General features: G+C 58.8%; 26 protein-coding genes. 10 read left to right on the forward strand and 16 right to left on the reverse strand.

Annotation, left to right across the window (positions count from 1 at the left end; genetic code table 11):
* Positions 1 to 6 precede the first annotated feature (6 nt).
* Positions 7 to 258, reverse strand: coding sequence for a YdcH family protein (locus tag JNX03_RS11300; protein WP_203209140.1), 252 nt, complete (start codon positions 256 to 258; stop codon positions 7 to 9).
* A 23-nt stretch (positions 259 to 281) separates the two neighbouring features.
* The gene (gene ppk2, locus JNX03_RS11305; protein WP_231024241.1) at positions 282 to 1145 is read right to left on the reverse strand and encodes a polyphosphate kinase 2; all 864 of its coding nucleotides are present in this window, start codon (positions 1143 to 1145) and stop codon (positions 282 to 284) included.
* A 370-nt stretch (positions 1146 to 1515) separates the two neighbouring features.
* Between ppk2 and rplS the strand changes: the two genes are divergently transcribed.
* The gene (gene rplS / locus JNX03_RS11310; protein WP_203209142.1) at positions 1516 to 1890 is read left to right on the forward strand and encodes a 50S ribosomal protein L19; all 375 of its coding nucleotides are present in this window, start codon (positions 1516 to 1518) and stop codon (positions 1888 to 1890) included.
* A 13-nt stretch (positions 1891 to 1903) separates the two neighbouring features.
* Positions 1904 to 2125: a 50S ribosomal protein L31 gene (gene rpmE / locus JNX03_RS11315; protein ID WP_025046988.1), complete on the forward strand. Its 222-nt coding sequence runs from the start codon at positions 1904 to 1906 to the stop codon at positions 2123 to 2125.
* A 77-nt stretch (positions 2126 to 2202) separates the two neighbouring features.
* On the opposite strand, the gene JNX03_RS11320 is transcribed toward rpmE, so the two are convergent.
* Together JNX03_RS11320 and JNX03_RS11325 are read right to left on the reverse strand one after the other, a co-directional pair.
* On the reverse strand, positions 2203 to 3723 hold the full coding sequence (locus JNX03_RS11320; RefSeq protein WP_203209143.1) for an ABC-F family ATP-binding cassette domain-containing protein: 1521 nt from the start codon (positions 3721 to 3723) through the stop codon (positions 2203 to 2205).
* A gap of 216 nt (positions 3724 to 3939) precedes the next feature.
* On the reverse strand, positions 3940 to 4938 hold the full coding sequence (locus tag JNX03_RS11325) for a PAS domain-containing protein (RefSeq protein ID WP_231024218.1): 999 nt from the start codon (positions 4936 to 4938) through the stop codon (positions 3940 to 3942).
* Positions 4939 to 5195: 257 nt separating this feature from the next.
* Between JNX03_RS11325 and JNX03_RS11330 the strand changes: the two genes are divergently transcribed.
* Positions 5196 to 6005, forward strand: a complete 810-nt coding sequence (locus JNX03_RS11330) for a division plane positioning ATPase MipZ (protein WP_203209145.1) — start codon at positions 5196 to 5198, stop codon at positions 6003 to 6005.
* Positions 6006 to 6010: 5 nt separating this feature from the next.
* On the opposite strand, the gene JNX03_RS11335 is transcribed toward JNX03_RS11330, so the two are convergent.
* Together JNX03_RS11335 and JNX03_RS11340 are read right to left on the reverse strand one after the other, a co-directional pair.
* Entirely contained in the window at positions 6011 to 6871 is an 861-nt protein-coding gene (locus tag JNX03_RS11335; RefSeq protein ID WP_203209146.1) for a DMT family transporter, read from the reverse strand.
* A gap of 26 nt (positions 6872 to 6897) precedes the next feature.
* Positions 6898 to 7347: a MarR family winged helix-turn-helix transcriptional regulator gene (locus JNX03_RS11340; RefSeq protein WP_203209147.1), complete on the reverse strand. Its 450-nt coding sequence runs from the start codon at positions 7345 to 7347 to the stop codon at positions 6898 to 6900.
* A 69-nt stretch (positions 7348 to 7416) separates the two neighbouring features.
* Between JNX03_RS11340 and hmgA the strand changes: the two genes are divergently transcribed.
* The 7 genes from hmgA to JNX03_RS11375 all read left to right on the forward strand — a co-directional run bounded on the left by hmgA (position 7417) and on the right by JNX03_RS11375 (position 15547).
* A complete protein-coding gene (gene hmgA, locus JNX03_RS11345) occupies positions 7417 to 8778 on the forward strand; it encodes a homogentisate 1,2-dioxygenase (RefSeq protein WP_203209148.1) in 1362 nt (453 codons plus the stop codon).
* Positions 8779 to 8874: 96 nt separating this feature from the next.
* Positions 8875 to 10140, forward strand: a complete 1266-nt coding sequence (gene fahA / locus JNX03_RS11350; protein WP_203209149.1) for a fumarylacetoacetase — start codon at positions 8875 to 8877, stop codon at positions 10138 to 10140.
* Positions 10137 to 10517 (forward strand): VOC family protein, encoded by a 381-nt coding sequence (locus JNX03_RS11355; protein WP_203209150.1) that lies wholly within the window; start codon positions 10137 to 10139, stop codon positions 10515 to 10517. The genes fahA and JNX03_RS11355 overlap by 4 nt, the downstream gene beginning before the upstream one ends.
* A 57-nt stretch (positions 10518 to 10574) precedes the next feature.
* Positions 10575 to 11525 carry an MBL fold metallo-hydrolase gene (locus JNX03_RS11360; protein WP_037905226.1) on the forward strand — a complete coding sequence of 317 codons (951 nt, stop codon included), beginning with the start codon at positions 10575 to 10577 and terminating at the stop codon, positions 11523 to 11525.
* 30 nt (positions 11526 to 11555) lie between these two features.
* Entirely contained in the window at positions 11556 to 13160 is a 1605-nt protein-coding gene (locus JNX03_RS11365) for an FAD-dependent oxidoreductase (RefSeq protein ID WP_203209151.1), read from the forward strand.
* Positions 13157 to 13345, forward strand: coding sequence for a DUF2783 domain-containing protein (locus JNX03_RS11370; protein WP_203209152.1), 189 nt, complete (start codon positions 13157 to 13159; stop codon positions 13343 to 13345). The genes JNX03_RS11365 and JNX03_RS11370 overlap by 4 nt, the downstream gene beginning before the upstream one ends.
* Positions 13346 to 13870: 525 nt before the next feature.
* Positions 13871 to 15547 carry an ABC transporter substrate-binding protein gene (locus JNX03_RS11375; RefSeq protein WP_203209153.1) on the forward strand — a complete coding sequence of 559 codons (1677 nt, stop codon included), beginning with the start codon at positions 13871 to 13873 and terminating at the stop codon, positions 15545 to 15547.
* A gap of 49 nt (positions 15548 to 15596) precedes the next feature.
* Here the strand turns inward: JNX03_RS11375 and JNX03_RS11380 are convergent, their stop codons facing one another.
* The 10 genes from JNX03_RS11380 to JNX03_RS11425 all read right to left on the reverse strand — a co-directional run bounded on the left by JNX03_RS11380 (position 15597) and on the right by JNX03_RS11425 (position 26755).
* Positions 15597 to 16103, reverse strand: coding sequence for a 3-hydroxyacyl-CoA dehydrogenase family protein (locus JNX03_RS11380; RefSeq protein ID WP_203209154.1), 507 nt, complete (start codon positions 16101 to 16103; stop codon positions 15597 to 15599).
* Positions 16100 to 16987, reverse strand: a complete 888-nt coding sequence (locus JNX03_RS11385) for a helix-turn-helix transcriptional regulator (RefSeq protein ID WP_203209155.1) — start codon at positions 16985 to 16987, stop codon at positions 16100 to 16102. The genes JNX03_RS11380 and JNX03_RS11385 overlap by 4 nt, the downstream gene beginning before the upstream one ends.
* 84 nt (positions 16988 to 17071) lie before the next feature.
* Entirely contained in the window at positions 17072 to 17497 is a 426-nt protein-coding gene (locus JNX03_RS11390; RefSeq protein ID WP_203209156.1) for an acyl-CoA thioesterase, read from the reverse strand.
* Complete coding sequence (boxA, locus tag JNX03_RS11395) at positions 17498 to 18676, reverse strand: benzoyl-CoA 2,3-epoxidase subunit BoxA (protein WP_203209157.1); 1179 nt, start codon at positions 18674 to 18676, stop codon at positions 17498 to 17500. It abuts the gene before it with no gap.
* An 82-nt stretch (positions 18677 to 18758) separates the two neighbouring features.
* Positions 18759 to 20210 carry a benzoyl-CoA 2,3-epoxidase subunit BoxB gene (boxB, locus tag JNX03_RS11400; RefSeq protein WP_203209158.1) on the reverse strand — a complete coding sequence of 484 codons (1452 nt, stop codon included), beginning with the start codon at positions 20208 to 20210 and terminating at the stop codon, positions 18759 to 18761.
* Between the two features lie 84 nt (positions 20211 to 20294).
* Positions 20295 to 21953 (reverse strand): 2,3-epoxybenzoyl-CoA dihydrolase, encoded by a 1659-nt coding sequence (boxC, locus tag JNX03_RS11405; RefSeq protein ID WP_203209159.1) that lies wholly within the window; start codon positions 21951 to 21953, stop codon positions 20295 to 20297.
* A gap of 110 nt (positions 21954 to 22063) precedes the next feature.
* Positions 22064 to 22510, reverse strand: coding sequence for a DUF309 domain-containing protein (locus tag JNX03_RS11410; RefSeq protein WP_231024216.1), 447 nt, complete (start codon positions 22508 to 22510; stop codon positions 22064 to 22066).
* Positions 22503 to 23327 (reverse strand): alpha/beta fold hydrolase, encoded by an 825-nt coding sequence (locus JNX03_RS11415; protein ID WP_203209161.1) that lies wholly within the window; start codon positions 23325 to 23327, stop codon positions 22503 to 22505. The genes JNX03_RS11410 and JNX03_RS11415 overlap by 8 nt, the downstream gene beginning before the upstream one ends.
* Entirely contained in the window at positions 23327 to 24865 is a 1539-nt protein-coding gene (locus JNX03_RS11420) for a benzoate-CoA ligase family protein (RefSeq protein ID WP_203209162.1), read from the reverse strand. The genes JNX03_RS11415 and JNX03_RS11420 overlap by 1 nt, the downstream gene beginning before the upstream one ends.
* 75 nt (positions 24866 to 24940) lie before the next feature.
* Positions 24941 to 26755, reverse strand: a complete 1815-nt coding sequence (locus JNX03_RS11425; RefSeq protein WP_203209163.1) for a feruloyl-CoA synthase — start codon at positions 26753 to 26755, stop codon at positions 24941 to 24943.
* Positions 26756 to 26823: the final 68 nt, after the last annotated feature.

The raw sequence follows: 26823 nt of genomic DNA on the forward strand, positions 1-26823 counted from the left end.
TGGCCATTAGGCCGTTTCTGAATTGGCCTTCACATAGGCATAGATCTCATCTTTCAGCGCCATGCGTTCTTTGCGCATGTCGACCATGTGATCATCACTTGTCGGCTCCACATTTGTTTCGGCACGGTGCAGGGCGCGGTTCAGCGTGTGATAGGCATCGCTCAGCTTTTCGAAATGGCTGTCGGATTGGCGCAGGGCCGCCATCTGATCCACCAGTTCGGGGAACTCTTCGGTCAGTTCATGTGGTGTGTGAGACATAGGTGATCTTCCTTCTGTTGGGTTTATGTACGTTTCCGGCTCTTCGGATGCAGCGAAGAAGCCAGGATATGGTCGCTGTCGCGCAGCAGGGCTTCGGCCTGATGAAAGATCAGCGGATCGGGTGCGGTGGCGACAGAATGGTCCTTGTCTGGATAATCGAGCTGCGACAGGAAGTGCCGCATACAGGTCAGCCGGGCGCGTTTCTTGTCATTGGATCTGATCACGGTCCAAGGCGCATCCGCCGTATCTGTGTAGAAAAACATCGCTTCCTTGGCCTCGGTATAATCGTCCCACTTGTCCAGGCTGGCGCGGTCAATCGGAGAAAGCTTCCACCGCTTGAGCGGATCGGTTTCCCGCGAGGCAAAGCGGCGCTTTTGCTCTTCTTGCGTGACCGAGAACCAATATTTGAACAGCTTGATCCCGGACCGGACCAACATCCGTTCGAATTCCGGCGTCTGGCGCATGAATTCGAGGTATTCCGCCGGAGCGCAGAAATCCATCACCCGCTCCACACCGGCGCGGTTGTACCAGGACCGGTCATACAGAACGATCTCGCCCGCCGTGGGCAGATGTTTGACATAGCGTTGAAAGAACCATTGCCCGCGCTCTTCGTCGGTGGGTTTGTTCAGGGCCACAACACGGGCGGCGCGTGGGTTGAGGTGTTCGGTGAACCGCTTGATCGTGCCGCCCTTGCCCGCCGCATCACGGCCTTCAAACAACAGCACAAACTTCTGGCCGGTCTCCTGCACCCAATGCTGCACCTTCAACAACTCGACCTGAAGCGCGGATTTCTCAGCCTCGTATGTCTTGCGGTCCAGCTTGGTCTGATAGGGGTATTCACCTTGTTCAAATCCAACAATTGCCGCGCTGCGGTCTGAATGCTCCATCGCCTCTGTCTGCTGTGTTTCAGCCGCCATGCTGTCCCCTTCCAATGCCTGGTTTTCTCTTGCGGCCCTACCTAGCCACAGCCGCACGGCCATTGCCTTGACGTGGATCAAGCAAAGCGGCAAAGCTGTCGAACCCGGATCAAATCTAGACGGGTTTTCCCCCCTTGATCCCTGCTAACTTCCCCCCTATACCCCGCCCATCCGGAATCGCTTGTCGCGTTTCCGGTGCTTTGCGTTACGTGCAGGGCAAATAAGGAATGACGATGCTACCTCCGGCGGGCCGCTACGGCGCAGTCCCGATAGACCCCGAAGCTCTTGGATCGCGCAATAACTTCGTGGAACACCACGAGCATCATAGGAGAAGCGTCAGATGAACCTGATCGCAGAGATTGAGGCGGAACAAATCGCCGAACTTGGCAAGGAAATCCCAGATTTCCGCGCGGGCGACACCATCCGCGTTGGCTTTAAAGTCACCGAAGGCACCCGCACCCGTGTGCAGAACTACGAAGGCGTCTGCATCGCCCGTAACAACGGTCACGGCATTGCCGGGTCTTTCACAGTTCGCAAAATCAGCTTCGGCGAAGGTGTTGAGCGCGTATTCCCGCTGCACTCCACCAACATCGACAGCATCACAGTGGTCCGCCGTGGCCGTGTGCGTCGCGCCAAACTGTACTACTTGCGCTCACGTCGTGGTAAATCCGCGCGTATCGTTGAGAATTCCAACTACAAGCCGAAGAAAGCGTAAGGGGGCCGGACCAATGAAAGCCGATACACATCCCGAATACCACATGATCAACGTCAAGATGACTGACGGTACGATCGTACAGATGAAATCCACATGGGGCAAAGAAGGCGATCAACTGTCGCTGGACATCGACCCATCCGTGCACCCAGCATGGACAGGCGGCACATCCCGCCTCATGGACACCGGTGGCCGCGTGTCCAAGTTCAAGAACAAATACGCAGGTCTCAGCCTGTAAGGCACCTGACGACGTTTATTGCGAAAAGGCGCGGACCGTGGTCCGCGCCTTTTTTGTTGCCCGATGTGATATAGGCATTAGTTGCCCGCCATCTCGCCTTGCAAAAAGGCCTCTGGGCTGTCGACCTCTTCCAGCTTCTTTCCGTTGATCCACCAAAACCTGTTGCCCACATTGCGCAGAAAGCTCCGGTCGTGACTGACCAAAAGGCAAGACGCGCCATGAGCGATCAATTCCTCCTCAAGCGCCTCCTGCCCCTCGATATCCAGATGGTTGGTTGGTTCATCCAAAAGATAAAAGTTCGGGTTTCTCAGCCGCAGCACCAGCATCGCCAGACGCGCCTTTTGTCCGCCTGACAATGCGCCAATCTTGGTATCCTGCATCTGGATGTTCACACCGGCCCCCGCCAGCAACCCCCTCGCCCGCTGATCACCCACGTCGAACTGACCCGCCACTGTTGTCATGGGTGTGGCGGCATCGTCCAACTGACTGAGATGTTGATCCGAATAGGCAGGCACCACCGAGGGCGCGGACTTGACCGCGCCGCCCTCATGCCCCTCAAGCGCGCGCTGCACCATCTCGATCAACTGGGTCTTGCCCGTGCCATTGGCCCCAAGCAAAACCACACGATCCCCTTTCGAGATCCACTTTTGCCCGGTCCGGTACAGCAGCCGCCCGTCCGGTGTGGTCACATCCGCCTCGTCAAAGGTGATCAAGGCTTTGGCATGGGTGCCGCTGTTGCCCAGCTTGATCTCACCCGCGCTGCGTTCCCTATGTGCCGGTTTCGCGGCCGCTTCCATCTTGGCGGCGCGTTCATTCAACTGCTTGGTCTTGGTGATCAACAGATCAGAGCCAGAATTGATACCGATGTTCTTGAGCTTGGCCGCCTGTTTGCGCAACTGCTGCGCCTTGTTCAGATCATTGGCAAACCGGCGCTCGTCGGCCGCGTCGGCCTCTTCCAGCGCGGCCCGCGCCGGTGTGAAAGGCAGATCGAAAGCCCGCGATCTTTCCGCCCTCAGAAACAGCGTGCGATTGGTAGTGGCATCCAGAAACGCCCGGTCATGCGAAGTGATCAACACCGGCAGTTCCCTCGGCAATGCCGCAATCCAGCCCTGCAATAACCCGATCCGGTGCAGATCAAGGTGGTTGGTCGGCTCATCCAGCATCAACATGTCCGGCTCATTGATCCAGGCCGCCGCCAGCAGCGCCGTGCGCTGCCAGCCGCCGCTGAGTGTGTTCAGGGGCTGATGTTGCAAGTCATACGGCACTGCCAGCTCATCCAGCGCCACGTCCACGCGCCAGCTTTCGTATTCGGCCTGTTCGGCCGGGAGGGCGTCGAGCACCAGATCATAAAGCGTCAGCTCTTGTGCCGCCTCGGGCACATATTGCTGCACGTGGCCGATACGCAACCCGCGCGCGCGGGTCACATCACCAGTGGTCTGTTCCAACGTGCCGGCAAGGCAGCTCATCAATGTGGATTTGCCGCGCCCGTTCGCGGCCACCAAACCGATGCGGTCGCCTTTGGAAATGGTCAGGTTCAGGTCGGTAAAAAGCGGGTCACCAAGGGTTACGCCCAAGGCATTTACATTCAACAGTGTCATTGTGGTCTCAAGTCATATCAAAACGGGCCGCAAAGCGGCTTGAGGCAGACCAATGGGCAATTGTTCCCTGATCAGCCCTGCAAACGGATTTACAGGGCGGTGCGGGGACCATGCTGAAGACGGCGGATGATACGCATGTTCAGCTGTTGCCCTCCTGTTGTTGAAATAGACCGTTGCATCAGACTAGGAAAAGCCTACCACAATGGCAACCATGGATCACAGTGGGAAATCCGCCTTAACGATCAGCCCACTTTCGCGCCAATCAAAGGCCATATCGCCGCCGGTGCTGGTGGTCAGGGTCTTGATGATGCGTGATCCGCTTTGCCGGGCGGGCACAACGACGGGCGGACCGTTGGTTTCCTCCCAATGAAAGGCAATGCTGCGCCCCTCTTCGCGGTCCTGCACGACCCATCGCAGCTCAACCCGGCCTTCGGCCACACTGAGCGCGCCGTGTTTGACGGAATTGGTTGCCAACTCATGCAGGCCAAGCGTGATCGGCGAGATCAGCCCCGCAGGCAGTGCCACGGCAGGCCCGGAAAGAGTGAGCTGCACCAATCCGCCCGGCGCATAGGGGGCTAGAATGGTCCGCGCCAGCGCTTCAAATTCTGTTCCGACTTCGGTGTTTGGCCGGATCGTGTTGAAGTGCACATCACTCAGCGCTGTCAAACGTTCGCTGATCTTGGTGGCCAGTGCGCCAGTATCGGTTTCCTCGCGGCCGGTCATGCGCACAATCACGTTCATCACGTTGACGATATTGCGCAGCCGATGCAGCAGCTCGTCATCCGCCAATTGGCGTGCCTGTTTCTCCATCTCTCGTTTGGCGGTCACATCCAGTTGCGAGCCAAAATAATACATCAGCGCCCCGTCATCATCGAGGATCGGACCGATCTGCAATGCATTCACAAATGAGGTGCCATCCTTGCGGTAGTTCAGGATCTCGACCGTATCCACCTCGGCGCTTGCAATCACCTTGCGGATCGCCGCAACGCTTTCTTCCGTTGTGCCCGGCCCCTGCAACATCCGGCAGTTCTGGCCGATGACCTCTTCCTCAACGTAACCTGTCAACTCACAAAACGCCGCATTGGCAAACACAATCGGATTATCCGGCAATGTCGGATCCGTAATACAAAGGGGAATTTGCGCGTGCCGCACGGTCTCTGCAATCGCACGGTCATTGCGCAGCGCCCATGCGCCTTCCCTGCCGTTCCTGTCCAACGTCACTCTCCGGTAAAAAATTTCGCACCAAGGCCGTCTTGCGCATCCCATCCTGGCACATCATAGAGATGCAGACCGTCCGGAGACGCGGCCCCTAGCGTTAAACATAAGGTCTGAAATCACAATTTGCCAAGCCCAAGCATCGGTGACGCAGAGGGAAGCTTGGCCAATCCTAACACTTTCAAATTCAGGCAACCCAACATATAGTGGTGCCCAACAAGATCCTGTGAGTAGCAGGCATGAAGAGGGACAGCAGAATGGCGCATATCATTGTCGTCGGTAACGAAAAAGGCGGCGCGGGCAAATCCACCGTATCCATGCATGTGGCGACCGCCCTTGCCCGGATGGGGCACCGCATCAGCGGCTTGGATCTGGACCTGCGCCAACGCACATTCGGCCGCTATATCGAAAACCGTCGTGCCTATATCGAGGACTCGGGTCTGGATCTGGCCTGCCCTGCCCTGTGTGATTTGCCCGAAGTGGCACAAGAAAGCCTGCGTCCTGGCGAGAACATGTATGATCACCGGCTCAGCGCTGCGGTGGCGCAGATGGAAGCTGACAACGATTTTATCTTGATTGATTGCCCCGGCTCCCACACCCGGCTCAGCCAGGTGGCGCATTCTCTGGCCGATACGTTGATCACGCCCCTGAACGACAGCTTTATCGACTTTGACCTGCTGGCCCACACCGATGCCAGCGGCGAAAAGATCACCGGACCGTCCGTCTACTCCGAAATGGTCTGGAACGCGCGGCAGTTACGGGCGCAGGCCGGCCTGTCCGCGATTGACTGGGTTGTGGTGCGCAACCGCATGGGCGCACAGCGCATGGTCAACAAGGAAAAGATGGAACGCGCGATTGAGAATCTTAGCAAGCGCATCGGGTTCCGCATCGCACCGGGCTTTAACGAGCGGGTGATCTTCCGAGAGCTGTTCCCACGTGGCCTGACTTTGCTGGACCTCAAGGACATTGGCGTCAAACAGCTCAATATCTCAAATATCGCGGCCCGTCAGGAATTGCGCGATCTGGTCAAGGCGCTGAACCTGCCGGATGTGACCGTCGATTTCTGATCCCGCTACCGGCGTTGCCGGAGCAGCACCACCAGATTGGACAGAAACAGCGCACCAATGACAATCGCGCCGCCAATCAGCGCATAGGGGCCGGGATATTCCCGGATCACACCCCATGCCAAAAGCGGCGCTAGCACGGATTCCAACAATACCAGCAACCCCACCTCTGCCGAAGTGATATAGCGTGGCCCAATCGCCAGAAGCACGGAACTGATCAGAATCACCCCCGCATGGGCCAACACCAGCGGCCATGCACCGCTTGGCATGTCAAAGGGCGAAGCCCATGGCAGGATCAACAGCGCCGCCATGACATACCCCATCGCCACCCCTGCCACCATGGATGTGCCCTTGGCCGCCCGCGCCGCCGTCAACGCCGCTGCAAACAACGCCGAAAGGCAGAGCGCCAACAGATCTCCGGCAATATGCGCATTCTCGGTCTCGCCTGAGCCATAGGCGATCACCGCCAGTCCCGGCACCACCGCGGCAATGGTCAACAGCGTGCGCTGGCTAAACGGCTCGGACAAAAAAATCCGGCTGAACACCGCGGCAAACACCGGCAACGACGCGATGATAAAGACAACATTGGCGACTGATGTCAGGCTGACCGCGATCACAAACAGAACACCGCTTGCCCCCACGCCAACCATATAGATCCACCCGTAGAGGCCCGTCTCCAGAACTGCCCCAAACGGCGCTGTGCCACGGCGCAGCAACAACCAGATCCCGGTGCCGCCGCCCGCCAGCAGAACGCGCCAGAAGGCAATTGTCAGAGGGTCGGCAGGGATCAACCGCACAAAAAGCGAATCCGGCACCACAAACAGGACACCGAAAAGGGTTATCAAAAGGCCTTTGGTTTGATCACTCATGCGCCATCGGTGACGGTTTTGGGGCGTTAAGTAAAGCGGCCCGGATCAACCTGAGACAGTTTCATCAACGCCTTGCGCAGCACCTTGCCTTCCTGCGGGGTCAACTCAGACAGCAGTTTTTGCTCGTACTGGCGCGCCGTTTCGCGCAGATCCCTATACGCCGCCTCGCCCTGAGCGGTCAGGGCAAGATGCTCCACCCGCCGGTCCGTCTTGTCCTTTGTTCGCGTCAGAAACCGGCGCTGGGCAAGGCGCTGCACTGCGCGGCTGATCTTGGTCTTATGGAGCCGGGCCCGGTTGCCGATCTCGCTTGCGGTCATGCTGCCATAAAGCCCGAGGTGAAACAAAACCCGCCATTCCGTTCGCAACATGCCATAACGGTCTTTGTAGATACGCTGAAACGCGAGGGAACTGACCTCTGCAGACTGGTTCAGCAGGTAAGGAAGGAACTCTTCCAGTTCAAAATTGTCGTCAGACATGCGCCACACCGCTTGTTAGTTACAAAAACAACTATTACATCCGCAACAAACTCGCAACAGGGGAACCTCATGAACCGTCAGACAAGTCCCAGCGGCATGATCCGCGCCGCATCGCCCGCCGGGCCGCACGAAGGCTATATGCCCGGCTTTGGCAACGATTTTGAAACGGAGGCCCTGCCCGGTGCCTTGCCGCAGGGCATGAACAGCCCGCAAAAGTGTAACTATGGTCTTTATGGTGAACAGCTGACCGGCACCGCCTTCACCGCGCCCAGCCACCAGAACGAGCGCACATGGTGCTACCGCATCCGCCCTTCGGTAAAGCATTCCCACCGCTATGAACGCATCGACCTGCCCTATTGGAAATCGGCGCCGCACATCCCCGAAGATGTGACATCGCTTGGCCAATACCGCTGGGATCCCGTACCACATTCAGAGGAAAAGCTGACATGGCTCACGGGCATGCGCACCATGACCTCAGCCGGTGATGTGAACACGCAGGTCGGCATGGCCACGCATATCTATCTGGTCACCGAAAGCATGGTGGACAGCTATGTCTACTCCGCCGACAGCGAATTGCTGGTGGTGCCCCAGGAAGGCCGCCTGCGGTTCTGCACCGAGCTGGGGATCATTGATCTGGAACCCAAGGAAATTGCGATCCTGCCGCGCGGGCTGCTGTACCGCGTCGAGGTGCTTGAAGGGCCGGCACGCGGCTTTGTCTGCGAAAACTACGGGCAAAAGTTCGAATTGCCGGGCCGCGGCCCCATCGGGGCCAATTGCATGGCCAACCGCCGTGATTTCAAAACCCCCGTGGCCGCCTACGAAGACCGCGATGCCCCCTCCACAGTGACGATCAAATGGTGTGGCCAGTTCCACGAAACCAAGATCGGCCATTCGCCGCTGGATGTGGTGGCCTGGCACGGCAATTACTGTCCGGTGAAATATGACCTGCGCACCTATTGCCCGGTCGGCGCGATCCTCTTTGATCACCCCGATCCCTCGATCTTTACCGTGCTGACCGCCCCTTCGGGCCAGCCCGGCACCGCGAACATCGACTTTGTCCTGTTCCGCGAACGCTGGATGGTGGCCGAAGATACCTTCCGTCCGCCGTGGTATCACAAGAACATCATGTCCGAGCTGATGGGCAACATCTATGGACAGTATGACGCCAAGCCGCAGGGCTTTGTTCCCGGAGGCATCAGCCTGCACAACATGATGCTACCGCACGGGCCGGACAAGAACGCCTTTGAGGGGGCGTCTAACGCCAATCTTCAGGCGGAAAAGCTGGACAACACCATGTCTTTCATGTTCGAGACCCGCTTCCCGCAGCATCTGACGGAATTCGCCGCCAAAGAGGCACCGCTGCAGGACGATTACATCGACTGCTGGGAAGACATCGAAAAGAAATTTGATGGCACACCGGGCCAGAAATGACGCCGCAAAATGACGGGTTGTGGTGGGGATAATCCCCACCCTACCTTGCTTGCATTGGGCGGGAAGCCTGCCGCCGCACCGACCAAAGGACCATACATGACCCTCCTCCCCTCTTGGGTGACCAGCGCCAACAGCGCAGACACCGACTTTCCTCTGAACAACCTGCCCTATGGCGTGTTCTCGACCGACGATCTGTCGCCGCGTTGCGGTGTGGCCATCGGCGATATGATCCTCGACATGGCCCGCGCCGAAGAAGAAGGGCTGATCAACCTCAATGATGAGGCGCTGTTTGACGTGCCGTTTTGGAACGAAGTCATGGAATTGGGCCCTGACACATGGTCCAGCCTGCGCGCCCGCCTGACCGAGATCCTCGCCGAAGGATCGCCCGATCAGGCCGCCGCTGCGCCGTTGCTCGTTGCCCGCGCCGACGCCGAACTGCACCTGCCGTTCCTTGTGTCCGAATACACCGATTTCTACGCAGGCCGCCAACACGCGGAGAACATGGGGTCTATCCTGCGCGGCGGTCCGGAACTGCCCGCCAACTGGCTGCATATCCCCATCGGTTACAACGGCCGCGCCTCGTCGGTCGTTGTCTCTGGCACGCCCATCACCCGCCCATTGGGCCAGATCAAAGCGCCTGACGCCGAAGTGCCAAGCTTTGGCCCCAGTAAGCGCCTTGATATCGAGCTGGAGATGGGCGCGGTTGTCGGCATGGGCAGTGAGTTTGGCCAGCCGATCACAACCGAGCAAGCCGATGAGATGATCTTTGGCTATGTCCTGCTGAACGACTGGTCCGCGCGGGACATTCAGGGCTGGGAATACCAACCGCTTGGCCCGTTTCAGGGCAAGGCTTTTGGCACTTCCATTTCACCATGGATCGTCACCAAAGAGGCGCTTGAACCCTTCCGCACCGAGGTGCCGGAACGCAGCAAGGAATTGCTGCCCTACCTCAGCGAAAGCAAACCGGGTCTTTATGATATTGACCTCGAAGTGCTGATGCAGCCCGAAGGGGCGCCCCGTGCCAGCTCCATCGCCAAAACCAACTACAGCCGGATGTATTATTCCGCCGCGCAACAGCTGACCCACCACGCGGTGGGCGGTTGCGGGATGAACCCCGGTGATCTGCTGGGCTCAGGCACAATCTCCGGCCCCACCCGCGCCGAATACGGATCGCTGATGGAACTCAGCTGGGCCGGGCGCGAGCCCTTCACGCTGGAGACCGGCGAGACCCGCGGCTTTCTCGAAGACGGCGACACAATGACCCTGCGCGGCGCGGCCCATGGGGACGGCTACCGCATCGGTTTTGGCGATTGCACCGGGCAAATCCAGCCTGCCCTGAACAATCCTTTCAGCCACCAATGACCCTGCGACTGGATCATATCCAACTTGCAATCCCCGCAGGCGGAGAAGATCAGGCGCGCGCCTTTTGGTGCCAGTTGATCGGCCTGCCGGAAGTCCGCAAACCCGCCGCTTTGCAAGAGCGCGGCGGACTTTGGTTGGCGCTTGTGGGGGCCGAGCTGCACCTGGGGGTGGAAACCCCTTTTGCTCCGGCTGGCAAAGCCCACCCCGGCTTTCTGGTCGAAGACATCGAAGCGCTGGCAAAGCAGCTGAACGCCGCCGATCACCCGCTGCAATGGGACGCTGCGCTGAAAGACCGCAAACGGTTCTTCACCACCGATCCTTTTGGCAACCGGCTGGAGTTTCTGGCCTTTGACGCCAGCCCGCAACCAGCCCCTTAAACGCACGCCAGAAGCACCCCATCCCGGCATCCACACAACGCACAAAGGACATCCCTCATGGCCAAAGCATTCGCATCCCAAGGCGACATGACCGAAAAGAAAATCACCTTTGACGAGATCGGCCGCGATCTCTGGGCCTTTACCGCCGAGGGTGATCCCAACTCCGGCGTGATCATCGGCGACGACAGCGTGATGATCGTCGAGGCGCAGGCCACCCCGCGTCTGGCGGGCAAGGTGATCGAGAAGGTCCGCGAAGTGACCGACAAACCAATCAGCCATGTTGTGCTGACCCATTATCACGCGGTGCGTGTGCTGGGCGCTTCGGCCTATGGCGCGGACCAGATCATCATGTCCGATGCTGCGCGTGGCATGGTTGTGGAACGTGGGCAGGAAGACTGGGACAGCGAATTCCAACGTTTCCCGCGCCTGTTTGAAGGCCATGAAAGCATCCCCGGCCTGACCTATCCAACCACCACGTTCTCCGGCAGCATGACCGTCTATCTGGGCAACCGCCGCGTCGATCTAATGCATCTGGGCCGCGCACACACTGCTGGTGATATCGTGGTGCAGGTGCAGGACGAAAACGTCATGTTCACCGGTGACATCGTCGAAGACCATTCTGCCTGCTATTGCGGCGACGGGCATTTCCACGAGTGGGGCCACACCCTTGATAACATCGCCAGCTTTGACGTGGATGCCATCGCCCCCGGTCGCGGCGGCGCATTGATCGGCAAAGACGCCGTGGAACGTGCCATCGAAAGCACCCGTGATTTTGTCGACAGCACCTATGCCCCGGCCGCCCGCGTCGCGGCCCGTGGTGGCACCTTGAAAGAAGCATGGGATGCGGTCCGCGCCGCCTGCGATCCCAAGTTCGCGGACTACGCCATCTACGAACACTGTCTGCCCTTCAACGTTGCCCGCGCCTATGACGAAGCCCGCGGCATCGAAACGCCCCGCATCTGGACCGCACAGCGCGATCTGGAAATGTGGGAGGCCTTGCAAGGCTGACCCGAAAAACACCCAAAACAGGAGCGCCCCATGGCCTATGATTACGCCCCATACCCCTACATCGCACCGCCCGGTTTAAGCGGACCCGAGCCGCGCCATCCGGTTGTGATTGTGGGCGCGGGGCCGATCGGGCTGGCCATGGCGGTCGATCTTGCGTTGCAAGGCGTCAAATCGGTGGTGTTGGACGACAACAACGTGGTGTCGGTCGGATCACGCGCGATCTGCTGGTCCAAACGGACGCTGGAAATCTTTGACCGGCTCGGCGTGGGCGAACGGATGCTCGAAAAAGGCGTCACATGGAAAGTCGGGCGTCAGTTCCACGGCAAGGACGAGATCTACAGCTTTGATTTGTTGCCAGAGCCGGGCCACAAGTACCCTGCTTTTATCAATCTACAGCAATACTACGTCGAGCAATATCTGGTGGAACGGGCGCAGGAATTTCCCGATCTTATTGACCTGCGGTTCCTCAACAAAGTCATAGATCACACCGACAATGGCGATCATGTTGTGCTGACGGTGGAAACGCCCGATGGCCCCTATAGGCTTGAGGCAGAGTGGTACATCGCCTGCGACGGGGCCGGCAGCGCCACGCGGCAACGGATGAACCTCGCTTTTGATGGCCAGACCTTCGAAGAGCATTTCCTGATTGTCGACGTGGAAATGGAAAGCTCGCCCTTTGGCGATCACGACACACCCGAACGCTGGTTCTGGTTCGCACCGCCCTTCCACCCCGGCCAATCCGCACTGCTGCACAAACAACCTGACAACATCTACCGGATTGATCTGCAACTGGGGCCGGACACCGACCCCAAGGAAGAAGCCACCGAAGAAAAGGTGATCCCCCGGATCAAACAGATCGTCGGGGATGCACCCTTCCGCCTTGATTGGATGAGCGTCTATAAATTCCGCTGCGCCAAGCTGGACAGGTTTGTGCATGGCCGGGTTCTGTTTGTCGGGGACAGCGCCCATGTGGTCAGCCCCTTTGGGGCAAGGGGCGGCAATGGCGGGGTGCAGGATCTCGACAATCTCGGCTGGAAACTCGCCGCCGTGCTGCGCGGTGATGCACCGCTTGCCCTGATTGAAACCTACAACGAAGAGCGCTCCCATGGGTCGGCCGAGAATATCCTGAACTCGTCCCGCGCCACCAATTTCATGACACCCAAATCCCCGATTGAAGCGCTGTTTCGCGATGAGGTTTTGACCCTCGCGAGCCGCCATCCCTTTGCCCGCCGGTTGATCAACTCCGGGCGGCTGTCTTTGCCGTGTTCCCTCGAAGGGATGCGCCTGCAAACCCCCGGCGGCGCCCCCGTGGCCCCCGGTGAGGTGGTCACAGACGCCCCGTTGTCCGGCCCCAACGGCGACACCTGGCTGATCCACGAGGTGCAGGGACAGTTTACGCTTGTCGGTTTTGGCGATGTGGCATTGCCGCAGATCGACGGTATCGCCCGTATCGGGATCAACAGCCGCGGAAATTACCCCTGCTTCGAGGCAACGGACGGCCACGCCATCCGCCGCTATGGCCGTGACCATATCTATCTGTTCCGCCCCGACGGCCATGTCTGCGCCGTGTTCTCCACACCGGATGTCACCGCGATCAGCACTGCAATGGAAAATGCAATGGGAGCATCCCTATGATCCTTGATGATAAATTGGGGCAGGACACCGACGCCTTTTATAACGCACTCATGGACCTGCACGACGGCCTGAGCGAGGCACAAAGTCATGCGTTGAATGCCCGCCTTGTGTTGATTTTAAGTAATGAAATCGGAGATTTGGAAAAACTTAAGAAGCTGATGCAAGCAGCCGTTGATGTGACCTGAAGCGGAGCGAATAGATTCGTTTGCACGCCCCCTCAAGGCCCAAGTTCGCGCCTCCGGCAGATCTATCCAAACTTTTTTTATTTCAAAATGCGCCGCAATTCGGAAAGAAACGAACCCGAATTGCGGCGGGAAAATCGCCTCCGTCCACGGCTGAAAATTGTGGGGGTTATACCTTGGCTCCATGGCGGCTTGCCCGAAAGCGACACATGAGCAGCCTGAATTGGCGCTGACGGACTGAAATTGCGGGTGGCTTAGATCTTCGTCACTCTGCCGCAAAACCGCTGCAAGAAAATGAACATCCTGACCGCCGACGCACAACCGCTGTTTGCGTGGCCTATCCGATCCCGCGACCCATGGACAAGATACCGTGATGGGCTTGACGCCACGGGCCTGTGTGTTTGACTATTGCCATGCAACCGCGTCAGCGGGCCAGAAAAGCAGGAAAACTGTATCATCTGGCGCCATCAAATTGGCGTCACAAAGGGCGGCTCTCAGAGATCGCCACCGACAACAGAGAGGAAGACCATGAGTTATTTGACACGCACCGGAAAGCCACTGCCGCAATCGATCCACGATTCCGCAGAAGCCGCCAAAAAAGATCCGGTCAACCGCCGCGAGTTCCTGGCATTGGCCAGCGCATTCGGCGCAACCGCCGCAACCGCCTATTCCATGATTGGCATGGCTGCTCCGGCAAACGCCGCAGCCCACGCCAACATCAAGCCGGGCGGCACTGTCCGCATTCAGATGGAAGTCCGCGCGTTGAAAGATCCACGCACATATGACTGGTCACAGATCGCGAACTTCTCACGCGGTTGGCTGGAATATCTGGCCATCTGGGAGAACGATGGCACATTCACCCCAGCCTTGCTCGAAAGCTGGGAAATCAACGATAACGCAACCGAGTACACACTGAACGTTCGCAAAGGCGTCAAGTGGAACAATGGTGACGACTTCACCGCCGAAGATGTTGCCCGCAACATCACAGCATGGTGTGACAAATCCGTTGAAGGCAACTCCATGGCCGGCCGCTTTGCGACCCTCATCGACGAAGCCACAGGCAAAGCCATCGAAGGCGCCATTCAGGTTGTCGACAGCCACACTGTGAAACTGATGCTGCCTGCATCCGACATCACGTTGATCCCAGGCATGGCCGACTATCCTGCCGCGATTGTCCACAGCTCCTTCACCGCGGACAGCATGCTGGACAACCCGATCGGCACCGGCCCTTACTTGCCAGAATCCCTCGAAGTGGGCGTAAAAGGTGTGCTGGTCAAGAACCCAGATCATACATGGTGGGGCACGGAAATCACCGGCGGACCGTTCATCGACCGTCTGGAGTATATCGACTACGGCACCGATCCATCTGCATGGATCGCCGCTGCCGAAGCCGAAGAGGTTGATGGTTTCTATTCCATGGAAGGCGAATACATCGACATCATGTCGACGCTGGACGGCTGGGTCGAGAACTCCATCGCGACCGCCGCGACAATCGTTATTCGTCCCAACCAGCTGGCAGAAGTTGATGGCAAGCAGCCTTATGCAGACAAACGTGTGCGTCAGGCGATTGGCATGGCCGTAGACAACGAAGTTCTGCTGGAACTGGGGTATGGCGGCCGCGGTATCGTTGCGGAAAACCACCACGTTGGTCCGATGCACCCGGAGTATGCCGAAATGCCAGCCCGCAAGGTTGATCCTGCCGCGGCAAAGGCACTGATGGACGAAGCCGGCATGGCCGACTTCGAGCACGAACTGATGTCGATTGACGATGCTTGGCGCAAAGACACAACCGATGCGGTTGCCGCCCAGCTGCGTGATGCGGGCATCAAGGTCAAGCGGACAATCCTGCCCGGTTCGACCTTCTGGAATGACTGGTCCAAATATCCGTTCAGCTCTACCAACTGGAACGCCCGTCCATTGGGTGTTCAGATCTGGGCCCTGGCCTATCGCAGCGGCGAAGCATGGAACGAGTTTGGCTGGAGCAATGCAGAGTTTGACGCACTGCTGGCCGAAGCCCTCGCAACTGCGGACGTTGAAAAGCGCCGTGGCCTGATGGCCAAAGGCCAGGCGATGATCCAGGACGAAGGCGTGACCATTCAGCCGTACTGGCGCTCTCTCTACAACCACACCAGAGAGGGTCTGGTTGGTGCAGCGCACCACATCGGTTTTGAATTGCACCCGGCACGGATGGGTTGGTCTGCGTAAACACGCTGATCCCAGACATTGAAAAAGGCCGCGCATGTCGCGGCCTTTTTTATGTCCGCTGGATAAGTTCCCCCAAGGTCTTGTCTTTGGGGAAATGCACGGCCCGCACCAACACAGACAACGCCTCCGCATCCGGCAAGGACAACCGATCTAACGCTTGGACCAACGCGGCATTCATCGTCTCGACGATCTGTGCATCGCTGATCTCGCTGCGGGCATCGCCGGCAAACCATGCCTCCTCGCGAAACATGTCCTCTATCAATGGGTCAATGACCGCCCCGCCGCCACCGGGATAGCGATAGTAGCCAACGCCGCCAGATTTGCCGATACGCCCTTCCGCCACCATACGCGGCAAAACCGGCACTGGGCGGTTTGGTTCGCGGGCAAGGACCTTTTCAAGCCCGATTAAATCCTGCGCTTCACATGGGCCCATGGTATAGCCCCAATCGGTCAGCGCCTCGTCCAGCTCCCAAGGGGTCGTATGCCGGTACATCAGCGCCTCACCGGCCTGCCAGAACGCATCCTGCAACACAGCCGCCGCATCACGCGCGGTCATTTGGCCCCGTCAAGGAAACGGTGTTTGGCAATCACCGCCAGTAGATCATTGGCCGATGACCGCACCGCACGGTTGGTTGTGTTCACCTGCGCTTCGGCTTTTTGATAAAGTGGTATCCGGCTTTCCAACAGCGACTTGAGATGCGCCATTGCCGCCGGGTTGCCCTCCATTGGACGCAGATCACCTTGCCCGCGCACCCGCTGCATATGCTCGGCCGGGCTGGTCTTGATCCAGACGGTGTGAAACCGCTCAAGCAGGCGGGCATAGGTATCCGGCTGGGCCACAATCCCTCCCGCAACGGCAAGGATCATCTTGTCATGTTTGGCCGATGCACGCTCAAGCGCCTCGGCCTCCAGCTTGCGATAGCCGTCCTCACCGTAAAACGCCATCACCTCCGCGAGCGGCATATCGGCGTCTGTTTCAATGTTGTGGTTCAACTCCACAAACGGAATGCCAAGCGCCTCTCCGGCCATGCGGCCAAGGGTGGATTTGCCCGCCCCGCGCAGCCCGATCAAACAGATCCGCCCGGCCCGCATGACCTTGGGGTTTTGCGGCGCGAGCAACCCGCAGACCTGCTGTTGTATCTGCGGCGGCGCCTGCCGGAACAAGGCCGTAATCCGCTCTGCCTCGTGGTCCATCGGGATGCCTTCAGCCAACAGCGCCTCAATCCGCAGATCAAGGGCACTGGCCACCCGCTGCAACAGCAGCACCGAGATATTGCCCTCGCCCGCCTCCAGCTGCGCCAGATAGCGCGGCGAGACACCGGACATCTCCGACAAGACCCTCCGCGACAGCCCGCGCAGCTTGCGGGCCTCCGCCACGCGGGCCGCCAGGCGCGCAATCAAAGCGGCGCCGAGGTCTTCTGAGGGGGAAAGGTCAGTCATAAAACCAGAGAGATGATTAGGAATAATACTGCATCGTTGCCTGTCATTTGGCGAAAAACAATCCTTACGGAACGATTTTTTGCACTATTCCGCACGCAGACGCGGCTCAATCACCGCCCTGAACTCTGCCGGCGCCGATTGGCTTTTGAACTGATCGGCGATGATAAACACGCAGGTAAAGCGCCCTTCAAAACACAGCACATCATCTTGCCGCCCCTTCACCGCAAAGGTGATCGACTTGTCGCCCAGCCGTGTCGGATATGTTTCGCACAACAGCTTATGGCGCGGTGTCACGGGGCTGCGAAAATCCATCGACATGTTGACGAATGGCGTGCCGACATTGCGATCGATCTCCATCTGGAACCAACCGTCGCCATCCAGATGGGCCTCCCACCAGGCATTGATCGCATCCAATGCAAAGTAAGGCAGCCGCGCGGTATAGGCGATGCGGGCGGGGTCACAATCGGCCCAGGTCACATTGACCGGATGCACAAAATTCTCTGCGCTCATCTAATAGGTCTCCACGTGATAGCGACCCTCATCGCGCATCACATCACGTAGGGCGGTCCATTGCTGGCCGATGCTTTCCGCGATGGAGGTCATGGCAAGCTCAACCCCCTCTTCCATCCCCCGCAACCCGCAGATGTAGATATGCGTACGCTCATCACCCAGCATTTCGGCGACCTCGTCCTGTTCGGCCACGATCCGGTCCTGCACATATTCCTTGTCCGCATCCGGCAGGCGGCTGAACACCAGATGTTGCCGCAGGATCTTTTCCGGGATCTTCTTGAGCGGTCCGAAATACGGCAGGCTTTCGGGTGTGCGCGCACCAAAGAACATGGTCATGCCGCCCGTGGCACCGCCGCGCTGCCGCTGCATGGTGAAGGCCCGCATCGGCGCTGATCCGGTGCCGGTACAGATCAACAACAGGCGCGCATTGGGATCATTCGGCATCAGGAAGGTAGAGCCAAACGGACCAGTGACCTCAACCTCTGAACCTTGCTCAAGATCGCACAGGTAGTTGGACGCCAGTCCGCCCTCTTCGCGTTTCACGGTCAGCGAGATATTGTGATAGCCGGGGCGCTCCCCGTCCCGCGGGCTGGACACGGAATAAAGACGCGGCAGATGCGCCTTGCCTTCCGCATCTTGCCCCGGTGGAATGATGCCGACCGATTGCCCCTCCAGCACCGGAAAGGGCAATGCGCCGGGGTCCAGAATGATATGGCGCACATCATGGCTTGGATCGTCGGTCAGGCGGTAGTTGCCCTGTACTTTCATCTTGGCCGGTTTGCCAAGCGTGTACATATTGACCGCCGGTTTCGCCGCTGTCAGTGGCGCACGCGCCTTGCCGCCCGCGCCCTTGTGCGCCTCGGCCAACAGGGCCGCAACCGGATCTGCATCGCCCTCGTCACCGCCCGCTGGCGCCGCCTCGATCTCGGCCTGTTCGGGCAGTTCGTCAAAATCAAACTGTTCTTCAAGGGTGTAAGGCGTTTCCACCACCCGCCATTCGTCAATGGACCCCGTAGGACAGACCGGGATACAATCCATGCAGAAATTACAGACATCCGCATTCACAACGACATTGTTGTCGTCATGTTCGATTGCCCCAATTGGGCAGGTCATCTCACAGGTATAGCAACGGATACAGATCTCGGGATCAATCAGGTGCTGTTTGACGGGGGTGGTCATAGGCTCTCCCATTCATCAAAAGAAGGGCGGAGAGACCCCCACCCTTGATATTCTGCAAGGCGGGGTCTACCCCGCCAAACTGTCAGGCCATGTGCAGCTTAACATACTCATAATCGCCCGGCTTGTTGTCGATCCCAACCTTGGGCGCTGCGATCCAAGAGGCGTATTTGCCAGGCTCAAAACAAGGCACCATCAAGGATTGGATGAAATCCCCATCGGCCTTGGTCGGCAACCAGTCACCCTGACGCTTTTGCCACTCTTCCGCCGACAGGATATTGCCGTCCGGATCAATCGCAACTGTGCTAAAGACACCGATCTGGCGGTGGAAACCCTCATGCGGCAGCTTCAGTTCAAACTCCACGCCCGACTTGGCAATCAGCTTGTTCCAACGGCCCACCCCGCCCGCAGCATCGCGCACGTAATCATCGCGAAGGCGCATGTTGATCGCGGTCAATGCAGGTACATCTTCAGTCAGGATCTTGCCATCCTTGATCGAGGTGACCGGATAGGTCGCATCATTCAGCTTGTGATCGTCGTCGATCCGCTGCTCCATATAGCGGCCCTTGATGCCGGAGTTGAACGCATTGGCGGCGTTTGTCGATACCTCCTGACCAAACAGATCCAGTGAAAGAGTATAATGCAGGTTCAGCTTTTTCTGGATCGTCGGCAGGTCAATCACGCCCAGATCGCGGATCTTGTTGATGTCATAGGGATCGGTGATGCCATTGGCGTTCATCGCCTCAACAGTTGCCTGAATGGTTCGGCCCACGCCGGTCTCGCCGACAAACATATGATGCGCCTCTTCGGTCAGCATGAACCGGCAGGTGCGCGACAGCGGGTCAAACCCCGATTGCGCAAGGCTTTCCAATTGCATCTTGCCATCACGGTCGGTGAAATAGGTGAACATGAAGAACGACAACCAATCGGGCGTTTCCTCGTTGAACGCGCCCAGCATACGCGGCGCGTCTTCGGACCCGGAGGAGCGCACCAACAGGTCGTTCGCCTCTTCGCGGCCATCGCGGCCAAAATATTTCTGCAGCAGATACACCATCGCCCAAAGGTGACGGCCTTCTTCGACGTTCACCTGAAAAAGGTTGCGCATGTCATAAAGGGATGGCGCCGTCAGACCAAGGAAACGCTGCTGTTCTACCGATCCCGGCTCAGTGTCGCCCTGAATGACGATCAGGCGCTTGAGCATATTGCGATACTCACCCGGCACCTCTTGCCATGCCGGCTCACCATAATGCTCGCCCATCGGGATCTTGCGATCTTCAACCGCTGGTGCCAGCAGAACACCCCAGCGATATTCTGGCATCTTCACATAGTCGAACTTCGCCCAGCCCTTGGGATCAACGCTCACCGCGGTGCGCAGGTAGACCATGCTTTCCTGAAAGTTCTGCGGGATCAGATCATTCCACCAGTTGATATAACCGGGGTGCCATTTCTCCAGCGCTTTGAGCACCTTCTTGTCCTCGGACAGCCCGACATTGTTCGGGATTTGCGTGTCATAACTTACGTTGATCAGATCGAGCATTGTCGAAGTTCCTTTTCAGTCTGGGCATCGGAAACCTGAGGCGTTCCCGACCGGCTTCTTTCGAGGACGCCGTTCCATTGATGATTACACACGTTCCATATTGTATTTGCCGCGCACCCCGGTGCCGTAGCGTTGCAAGGCGCCCTCTTCACCAACTGCGTTGGGGCGCTGGAAAATCCAGTTCTGCCATGCAGTCAGGCGGCCAAAAATCCGGGTTTCCATGGTTTCCGGCCCGGCAAAGCGCAGATTGGCTTCCATCCCCGTCATCGCATCGGGGCTAAAGCTGGCACGTTCTTCCATGAACAGGCGCACCTCATCCTCCCAATCGATGTCATCGTAGGCATAGGTGATCAGGCCCAGTTTCTCTGCGTCATCCGCATCCAGTGCCTCCCCTATGGAGGATTTCAGCTTTTCCACCTGCTCCGGAGTGCCAAGGAAACGGGTCTGCAAACGGGTCAGGTCATTGCCCATCGGATAGGTGCCAAAGTTGCCCTCTGACATCGCAACGGTTGCCAGCGCCCGGTTGTCGCCGTCAAACTCCTCCAGCATCATATAGCTGCGGTCCACCGCCCAGAGCAGTTCGGCCAGCACCCCGGCAAAGCATGATCCATGCTCCACGATCGCCACCAAGGACCGCGAGGTCATGTCGATGCGTTTCAGCACCCGTTTCCAATATTGCAGCACTTCGTTGGCCAGCCAATGATCAGGGTTGCCCAGCAACAGCGCTTCATGCGCCAGTACGGTTTCAGGATCGCCCTGGGTCTGGAATTCAATCAGCCCCAGTTCCTTTTCGTTGTTGCGCAAATGCAAAATTGCGTCGTCCAGTTCCCGCGCACAGCGCAGCATCCAATTCTCCGCCCCCTTGGCGGTGAAGGCATCCATATCCGCTGGCGCATCTGCCTCCGGACCTTTGATCGTGATTGTGGCACGGCTTTCATCCCGCACAAGCGCCACCTCAACCGTGGTATAGCTCACACCATCCTCGGCAAAACTGCGGGACAGCGGAGTAAGTTCGATCCCCTCCGCCACATCAGGTTTGGCCGATTCTGCGGCCAGCGTGGCCGCCCGCTCCGCGACCTTTTCATCAAAGCTGGAGTTCGGGAACACTTCGTCCACCAGCCGCCATTGCACCGCGCGTTTGCCTTTCACGCCCTCTTCGATAGAACAGAACACATCTGCCAGATCACGGCGCACCTTGCGTTTGTCGGTCACTCGGGTCAGCCCACCTGTGCCCGGCAGAACCGCCAGCAACGGCACCTCAGGCAAGGCCACAGAGGACGTGCTGTCATCGGTCAGCATGATGTGATTGCACGCCAACGCCAGCTCATAACCCCCGCCCGCACAGGCCCCTTTGACCGCGCAGATATAGTTCTGCCCGCTGTCGGCCAAAGCGGCCTCAAACGTGTTGCGGGTCTCGTTGGTGAATTTGCAGAAATTGACCTTATGGGCATGCGCCGCGCCGCCCAGCATGCGGATGTTGGCCCCTGCACAGAACACCTTGTCCTTGGCCGAACGCATGACCACCACTTTGACTTCGGGGTGTTCAAACCGCATCCGTTGCACAACGTCAGCCAGCTCGATGTCGACACCCAGATCATAGCTGTTCAGCTTGAGCTCATAGCCGTCGAACAACCCGCCCTTTTCGTCCACATCCATCGAAAGCCATGCAATCGGACCATCATATTCAATCTTCCAGTGCCGGTACTTGGACGGATCGGTCTGAAAGTCGATCACTTTGGTCATCGGTGGTCCCCTCATGAATAAGTCGCATTGATGCGATATAGTTCAGAATACTTAGCGGAAACGGCAGGTAGTTACATTATTTTCCGGATAACGTGAATTATAGTGCATCTTCATTGATCGATCAGGATCAAAGTTTCCTGCACCAGCCGTTCCATCTTGGGCCGTTCCAACCCCAAAACCGGCAGTCCCATCGGGCAACGCGCAAGATGTGCCAGCACCATATCACACAGCCGCCTCGCCGCATTTAGGCGCTGCATCCGGATCTTGATCCGTGCATTGGCCAGCTGGATCATCGCCTGCGCCATGTCCCGCTCTGCCGACCATTCCGGCGTTTGCAACCAAACAGCCTCAAGCACCTCGTGGCATTCCCAGTAATAGCCGGCCTCGAAATATTCCAATCCCGCCTGCCAGGCGAGCGTCAGATGCAGCGCATCCAGCGGTGTCTGCGGGCCCACACTGATTTTGATATCATCGAACCAATCTTCGGGATGACGTGCATTCACCCCCGGCAAATAGGCATGGGACGGCCGCGGAATATGGTCGGGCTGATCAGCCAATCCTGACCTCATCCTCTTCGAGCCGCCGCAGCCGGGCGCAGAACTCCGTGATCTCCGCCAGGGTTTCCTTCGGTTTCTCCAGGTGCGGCGCATGCCCGCAATCGTCAAGGATCAGCGTATCCAGCGGTGAATAGATCCGGTCTTCTATCTCTTGGATTTGCGCCAGGGTGCCATAGGCATCATCGCGCCCCTGAATGGCCAGAACCGGAATGCGCCAGTGGTCAATTGCATCAGCCACGTTCCACTTGGCAAAGGCAGGATCAGTCCAGACATCATGCCAGCCCTTGAACGCCACTTCGACATTGGCGTGATATTTCTCAAGGCGCTGTTTCAGATCCCCGTCTTCAAACGCCTCGCCTGCCGCGCGGATCGCCGCCAGCCCGGAAGGTTCGGTAAAGAAATGCGGCGCGATCAGGACAAGCCCGCGCACCCGCATATCAGACACTGAACCGGCATAAATCGCGGCAATGGTCGCACCGTCCGAATGCCCCATCAAAATGCAATGCTCGATTCCGGCCGCATCCAACACGGCACCCAGAACATCCTCAGCCTCACGCGTCTGAAAATCAAGCGGTCGGGGCAGCGTCACGGGATCAGATCCGCCATATCCAGCACGGCTGTAGGCAAAGACACCAAAGCCCGTGCGTGCGGCCAATTGCGCAGGCACGTCTTTCCACTGCGCGACAGAACCAAGCCCCTCATGCAGCAGCACCAGCGTAGGCGCCTTGTGCGGCGCGGGGCCCCAGCAGGCATACTCAAGCGATTGGCCGTTGACCGCAATCCGCGCCCCATCGGCATTCGTCCAATTGATCGCCATCACGCGCCCTCTCTGAGTTTGAACCGCTGGATCTTTCCGGTTGCGGTTTTTGGCAAGTCTTCCACCACTTCGATCCAGCGGGGATATTTCCATTTGCCGATTTTCTCTTTCACAAAGTCTTTCAGCTCGGCTTCAAGGGTGTCTGATCCCTCACCTGATTGCAGCACGATAAAGGCCTTGGGCTTTTCCAGCCCATCGGAATCCCGCATGGCCACGACCGCCGCCTCCAGCACCTGCGGATGGCTGACCAATGCGCCTTCAACCTCAAAGGGGGACAGCCAGATACCCGAGACCTTGAACATGTCGTCCGTGCGCCCGCAATAGACCAGCCGCCCATCCTCGCGGCGCTCGTATTTGTCGCCCGTGCGGGTCCAGACCCCTTCGAAGGTCTCACGCGATTTGTCGCGCTGGTTCCAGTAACAATGTGCGGCGGACGCCCCGTTGACCAAGAGTTCCCCCACTTCTCCAACGCCCACCTCTGCGCCGCTTTCGTCGACCAGACGCAATTCGTATCCCGGCACCGCAACCCCCGAAGTGCCATAGACGATATCGCCCGGCCCGTTGCTCAGGAAAATGTGCAGCATCTCGGTTGATCCGACACCATCCAGAATGCCCACTCCCGTATGCGCCTCCCACCGTTTGCCCACATCTTCGGGCAATGCCTCACCTGCCGAGATGCAGGTGCGCAATGGCGCATCGGGCGCACCAGTTTGATCCATCTGTGCGACCATCGCCGCATACAGTGTCGGCACCCCGCAGAAGATCGTCGGCCGATGCGCGGCAATTGTTTCGATCATGTCCGGCGGCGTGGGCCGACCGGTGAACAGCACCGTGCTGGCCCCGACAGACAGCGGAAAGGTCATCGCATTGCCCAGCCCATAGGCGAAAAAGAATTTGGCGGCTGACAGCACCACGTCATCCTCGGCAATACGCAGCACCTTGGCACCGTAGGTGTCTGCCGTGGCCTTCAGGGCGGAATGCACATGCGCAACGCCCTTTGGCTGCCCGGTAGAGCCCGACGAATATAGCCAGAATGCCACCTCGTCGGCACTGACGGCCATGGTGTCTTGGGCGGGGGCATCGCGCATGAAGTCATCGAAACCCTGCGTGTCCTCCGGCGCATCGCCAATCATAACCACCTGCCGCAGATAGGGATTGCCTGCGACCGCAGGGGCAACCACGGGCCAAAGCGCCTCTGACACGAACAGGACCGCCGCGCGGCTGTCGCGCAGGATCGCGTCATAAACCGGCGTGGCCAACAGCGTGTTGAGCGGGACCGGCACCACGCCGGCCTTGATCGCGCCCCAGAAGATCTGTGGAAATTCGATCTGGTCCAGCACCAGCATCGCCGCGCGTTCCTCGGGCCGGATACCAGCGCGGGTCAACGCCCCCGCCACCTGCGCGGCACCTGCGGCCATGTCGCTGTAGCTCAGGCTGCGTCCGCTTTGTGCTTCCAAGAAGGCACGCTTGTCGCCGCGTCCTTCGTCCAGATGTCGATCCACAAAATAGGTGACAGCGTTGTTGTCGGTAGAAACCATGTAACCCCCCAGTATTTGCGCAACATTGTGCATCCCGCCCGCATATGCGCAACCGGCAGCACAAAAGGTTGCACTTTAATGCGCAGTGGTGATCCGGCTTTCGGTTTGCGGATCATAAAGCTGATCCACCAGATCGGCGCGGCGGCGCAGGAACTTGGGAAAGTTGATATTTCCCTTCGCGGTCGCCTCTCCCTCGGCCATGGAGGCCGGTTCAGACAAGACCAAGGCGCAGCTGACATGCGTGGATTGATCTGACTGCCCGGCCAACGCCGACAGACGCCGGCCCAGTTCTTCTTGCAACGGGGCGCAGGTGATTACGCCATCCGCCTCTGTCATAGTCCAGCCTTGCGCGGCAATCGCGGCGCGGTTGGGCAGGATCATCACCCCCACCTCGGACCGGTCCTCACCTGTTATCACCACGTCCTGCGCCAGGGGGGCCAGTGCCGCCAACACATCAAGGCGCAATTGCGAGGCCCGCACCCAAGTGCCGGTCATCAGTTTGAAGTTTTCGGAGATCCGCCCGTCAAACATCAGCCCGCGATCGGCATCTGCGGGGGCCACCAACTGCATAGCGTCGCCGGTGATGAAATAGCCCTCGCCGTCGAACGCCTCCTGCGTTTTTTCAGGGTTGTTCAGATATCCGGGCGTGACGTTGTCGCCTTTGACCCGCACATCAAAGCGGCCATCCCCGTCCGGCACCAGCTTGACCGTGCACCCCGGCATCGGCACGCCAACAAGCCCTGCCCCCTTGGCCGGCTCGTGGCTGATCATCACCCCCGGTGCGGTTTCGGTCAGCCCCCAAGAGGTGGTGATCAGGGGCAATTGCCCGCAAGTGTCCAACGCCAGTTGTTCCAAAGCCATCCAGATGTCCTGCGGCAGGGACGCGCCTGCGTAAAAGATCATATCGAGATCGGCAAAATAGGTCTCGCGCAACGCCTTATCCGCCTTTAGCGCCGTGACCAACTGGGCAAAACCAACAGGTACGTTAAAGCTTATGGTGGCCGAGATTTCGGCAAGGTTCTGGCGGGTCCGGTCAAACAGCCCCGGCGCAGGTTTGCCATCGTCCAGATGCATGCTACCGCCATTGGCCAGCACCAGATTGAAATTATACGAGCCGCCAAAGGTGTGATTCCACGGCAACCAATCGACCAACCGGGGCGGACGTTTGGCGAGGAACGGCAGGCAGGCCGCGACCTGTGCCTGATTGGTGGTCATCATTCGCTGCGTGGTCAGCACCCCTTTGGGATCGGAAGTGGAGCCGGAGGTGAGCAGGATCTTGGCCAACGTCTCGGGCGTCACCGCATCTGCCGCCGTCTGCACATCGCCGGTGCCGGGGCGCATCAGATCGGCCAGATCCGTCGCACCACTGCCCCCCGGCATCGACGATAGTTTTTCAACGCCCGCAAATATCTCCAGATCCAGCGCGGCTCCATATTGGGACGCATCCGATGCATAGACCAAACCGGGGCGCACCATGTCTGCGGCATGGATCAACCGCCCATGCGCGGCGGGGATCAGGGCGTATTGTTCGGCAACAGGCACCACTGGAATACCGACATATTGCGCCGCAAGGCTGAGCAAGGCGTGGTCAATGCTGTTGCCGGAGATGATCAAAACAGGCCGGTCCGGGCCTAGATCGCGGTTCAACAGGTGCCCCGCTATCGTCCGGACCATATCCCGCGCCGCGCCGTAGGTGACCTTGCGCCAGCCTGTCCCGGACCGTTCGGCCAGAAACAGGGCGTCGGGCGTTGCATCCGCCCATTGATCCAGCCAATCCCCTGTGCACCGCGCCACCGGCCCATGGGTATATCCGGACTGCAAGACAATTGCCCCATTCGCGCGATCCTCGCGCAGAACCTGATGTGGTTTCAGCCCCAAATGTGCCGTCATTGCAAACCTCCCTAAGCCTGCAAAATTGCAGGGCGGTTGATCCAGCGGCAGCTTTCCCGATGGCGGCC

It is taken from the genome of Sulfitobacter mediterraneus, assembly GCF_016801775.1.
GTDB classification, from domain to species: domain Bacteria; phylum Pseudomonadota; class Alphaproteobacteria; order Rhodobacterales; family Rhodobacteraceae; genus Sulfitobacter; species Sulfitobacter mediterraneus_A.

Excerpts from the sequence above, each read along its gene's own strand:
- boxC (WP_203209159.1), bottom strand. The coding sequence starts at position 21,953 with ATGACCAAAGTGATCGACTTTCAGACCGATCCGTCCAAGTACCGGCAC.
- JNX03_RS11300 (WP_203209140.1), bottom strand. The coding sequence starts at position 258 with ATGTCTCACACACCACATGAACTGACCGAAGAGTTCCCCGAACTGGTG.
- hmgA (WP_203209148.1), top strand. The coding sequence starts at position 7,417 with ATGAACCGTCAGACAAGTCCCAGCGGCATGATCCGCGCCGCATCGCCC.
- JNX03_RS11390 (WP_203209156.1), bottom strand. The coding sequence starts at position 17,497 with ATGAGCGCAGAGAATTTTGTGCATCCGGTCAATGTGACCTGGGCCGAT.
- JNX03_RS11385 (WP_203209155.1), bottom strand. The coding sequence starts at position 16,987 with ATGACTGACCTTTCCCCCTCAGAAGACCTCGGCGCCGCTTTGATTGCG.
- JNX03_RS11370 (WP_203209152.1), top strand. The coding sequence starts at position 13,157 with ATGATCCTTGATGATAAATTGGGGCAGGACACCGACGCCTTTTATAAC.
- JNX03_RS11415 (WP_203209161.1), bottom strand. The coding sequence starts at position 23,327 with ATGGCGATCAATTGGACGAATGCCGATGGGGCGCGGATTGCGGTCAAC.
- JNX03_RS11425 (WP_203209163.1), bottom strand. The coding sequence starts at position 26,755 with ATGACGGCACATTTGGGGCTGAAACCACATCAGGTTCTGCGCGAGGAT.
- JNX03_RS11330 (WP_203209145.1), top strand. The coding sequence starts at position 5,196 with ATGGCGCATATCATTGTCGTCGGTAACGAAAAAGGCGGCGCGGGCAAA.
- JNX03_RS11365 (WP_203209151.1), top strand. The coding sequence starts at position 11,556 with ATGGCCTATGATTACGCCCCATACCCCTACATCGCACCGCCCGGTTTA.
- rpmE (WP_025046988.1), top strand. The coding sequence starts at position 1,904 with ATGAAAGCCGATACACATCCCGAATACCACATGATCAACGTCAAGATG.
- JNX03_RS11360 (WP_037905226.1), top strand. The coding sequence starts at position 10,575 with ATGGCCAAAGCATTCGCATCCCAAGGCGACATGACCGAAAAGAAAATC.
- JNX03_RS11420 (WP_203209162.1), bottom strand. The coding sequence starts at position 24,865 with ATGGTTTCTACCGACAACAACGCTGTCACCTATTTTGTGGATCGACAT.
- JNX03_RS11335 (WP_203209146.1), bottom strand. The coding sequence starts at position 6,871 with ATGAGTGATCAAACCAAAGGCCTTTTGATAACCCTTTTCGGTGTCCTG.
- JNX03_RS11340 (WP_203209147.1), bottom strand. The coding sequence starts at position 7,347 with ATGTCTGACGACAATTTTGAACTGGAAGAGTTCCTTCCTTACCTGCTG.
- fahA (WP_203209149.1), top strand. The coding sequence starts at position 8,875 with ATGACCCTCCTCCCCTCTTGGGTGACCAGCGCCAACAGCGCAGACACC.
- JNX03_RS11355 (WP_203209150.1), top strand. The coding sequence starts at position 10,137 with ATGACCCTGCGACTGGATCATATCCAACTTGCAATCCCCGCAGGCGGA.
- JNX03_RS11375 (WP_203209153.1), top strand. The coding sequence starts at position 13,871 with ATGAGTTATTTGACACGCACCGGAAAGCCACTGCCGCAATCGATCCAC.
- JNX03_RS11320 (WP_203209143.1), bottom strand. The coding sequence starts at position 3,723 with ATGACACTGTTGAATGTAAATGCCTTGGGCGTAACCCTTGGTGACCCG.
- boxA (WP_203209157.1), bottom strand. The coding sequence starts at position 18,676 with ATGACCACCCCCGTCAAACAGCACCTGATTGATCCCGAGATCTGTATC.
- boxB (WP_203209158.1), bottom strand. The coding sequence starts at position 20,210 with ATGCTCGATCTGATCAACGTAAGTTATGACACGCAAATCCCGAACAAT.
- rplS (WP_203209142.1), top strand. The coding sequence starts at position 1,516 with ATGAACCTGATCGCAGAGATTGAGGCGGAACAAATCGCCGAACTTGGC.
- JNX03_RS11380 (WP_203209154.1), bottom strand. The coding sequence starts at position 16,103 with ATGACCGCGCGTGATGCGGCGGCTGTGTTGCAGGATGCGTTCTGGCAG.
- ppk2 (WP_231024241.1), bottom strand. The coding sequence starts at position 1,145 with ATGGAGCATTCAGACCGCAGCGCGGCAATTGTTGGATTTGAACAAGGT.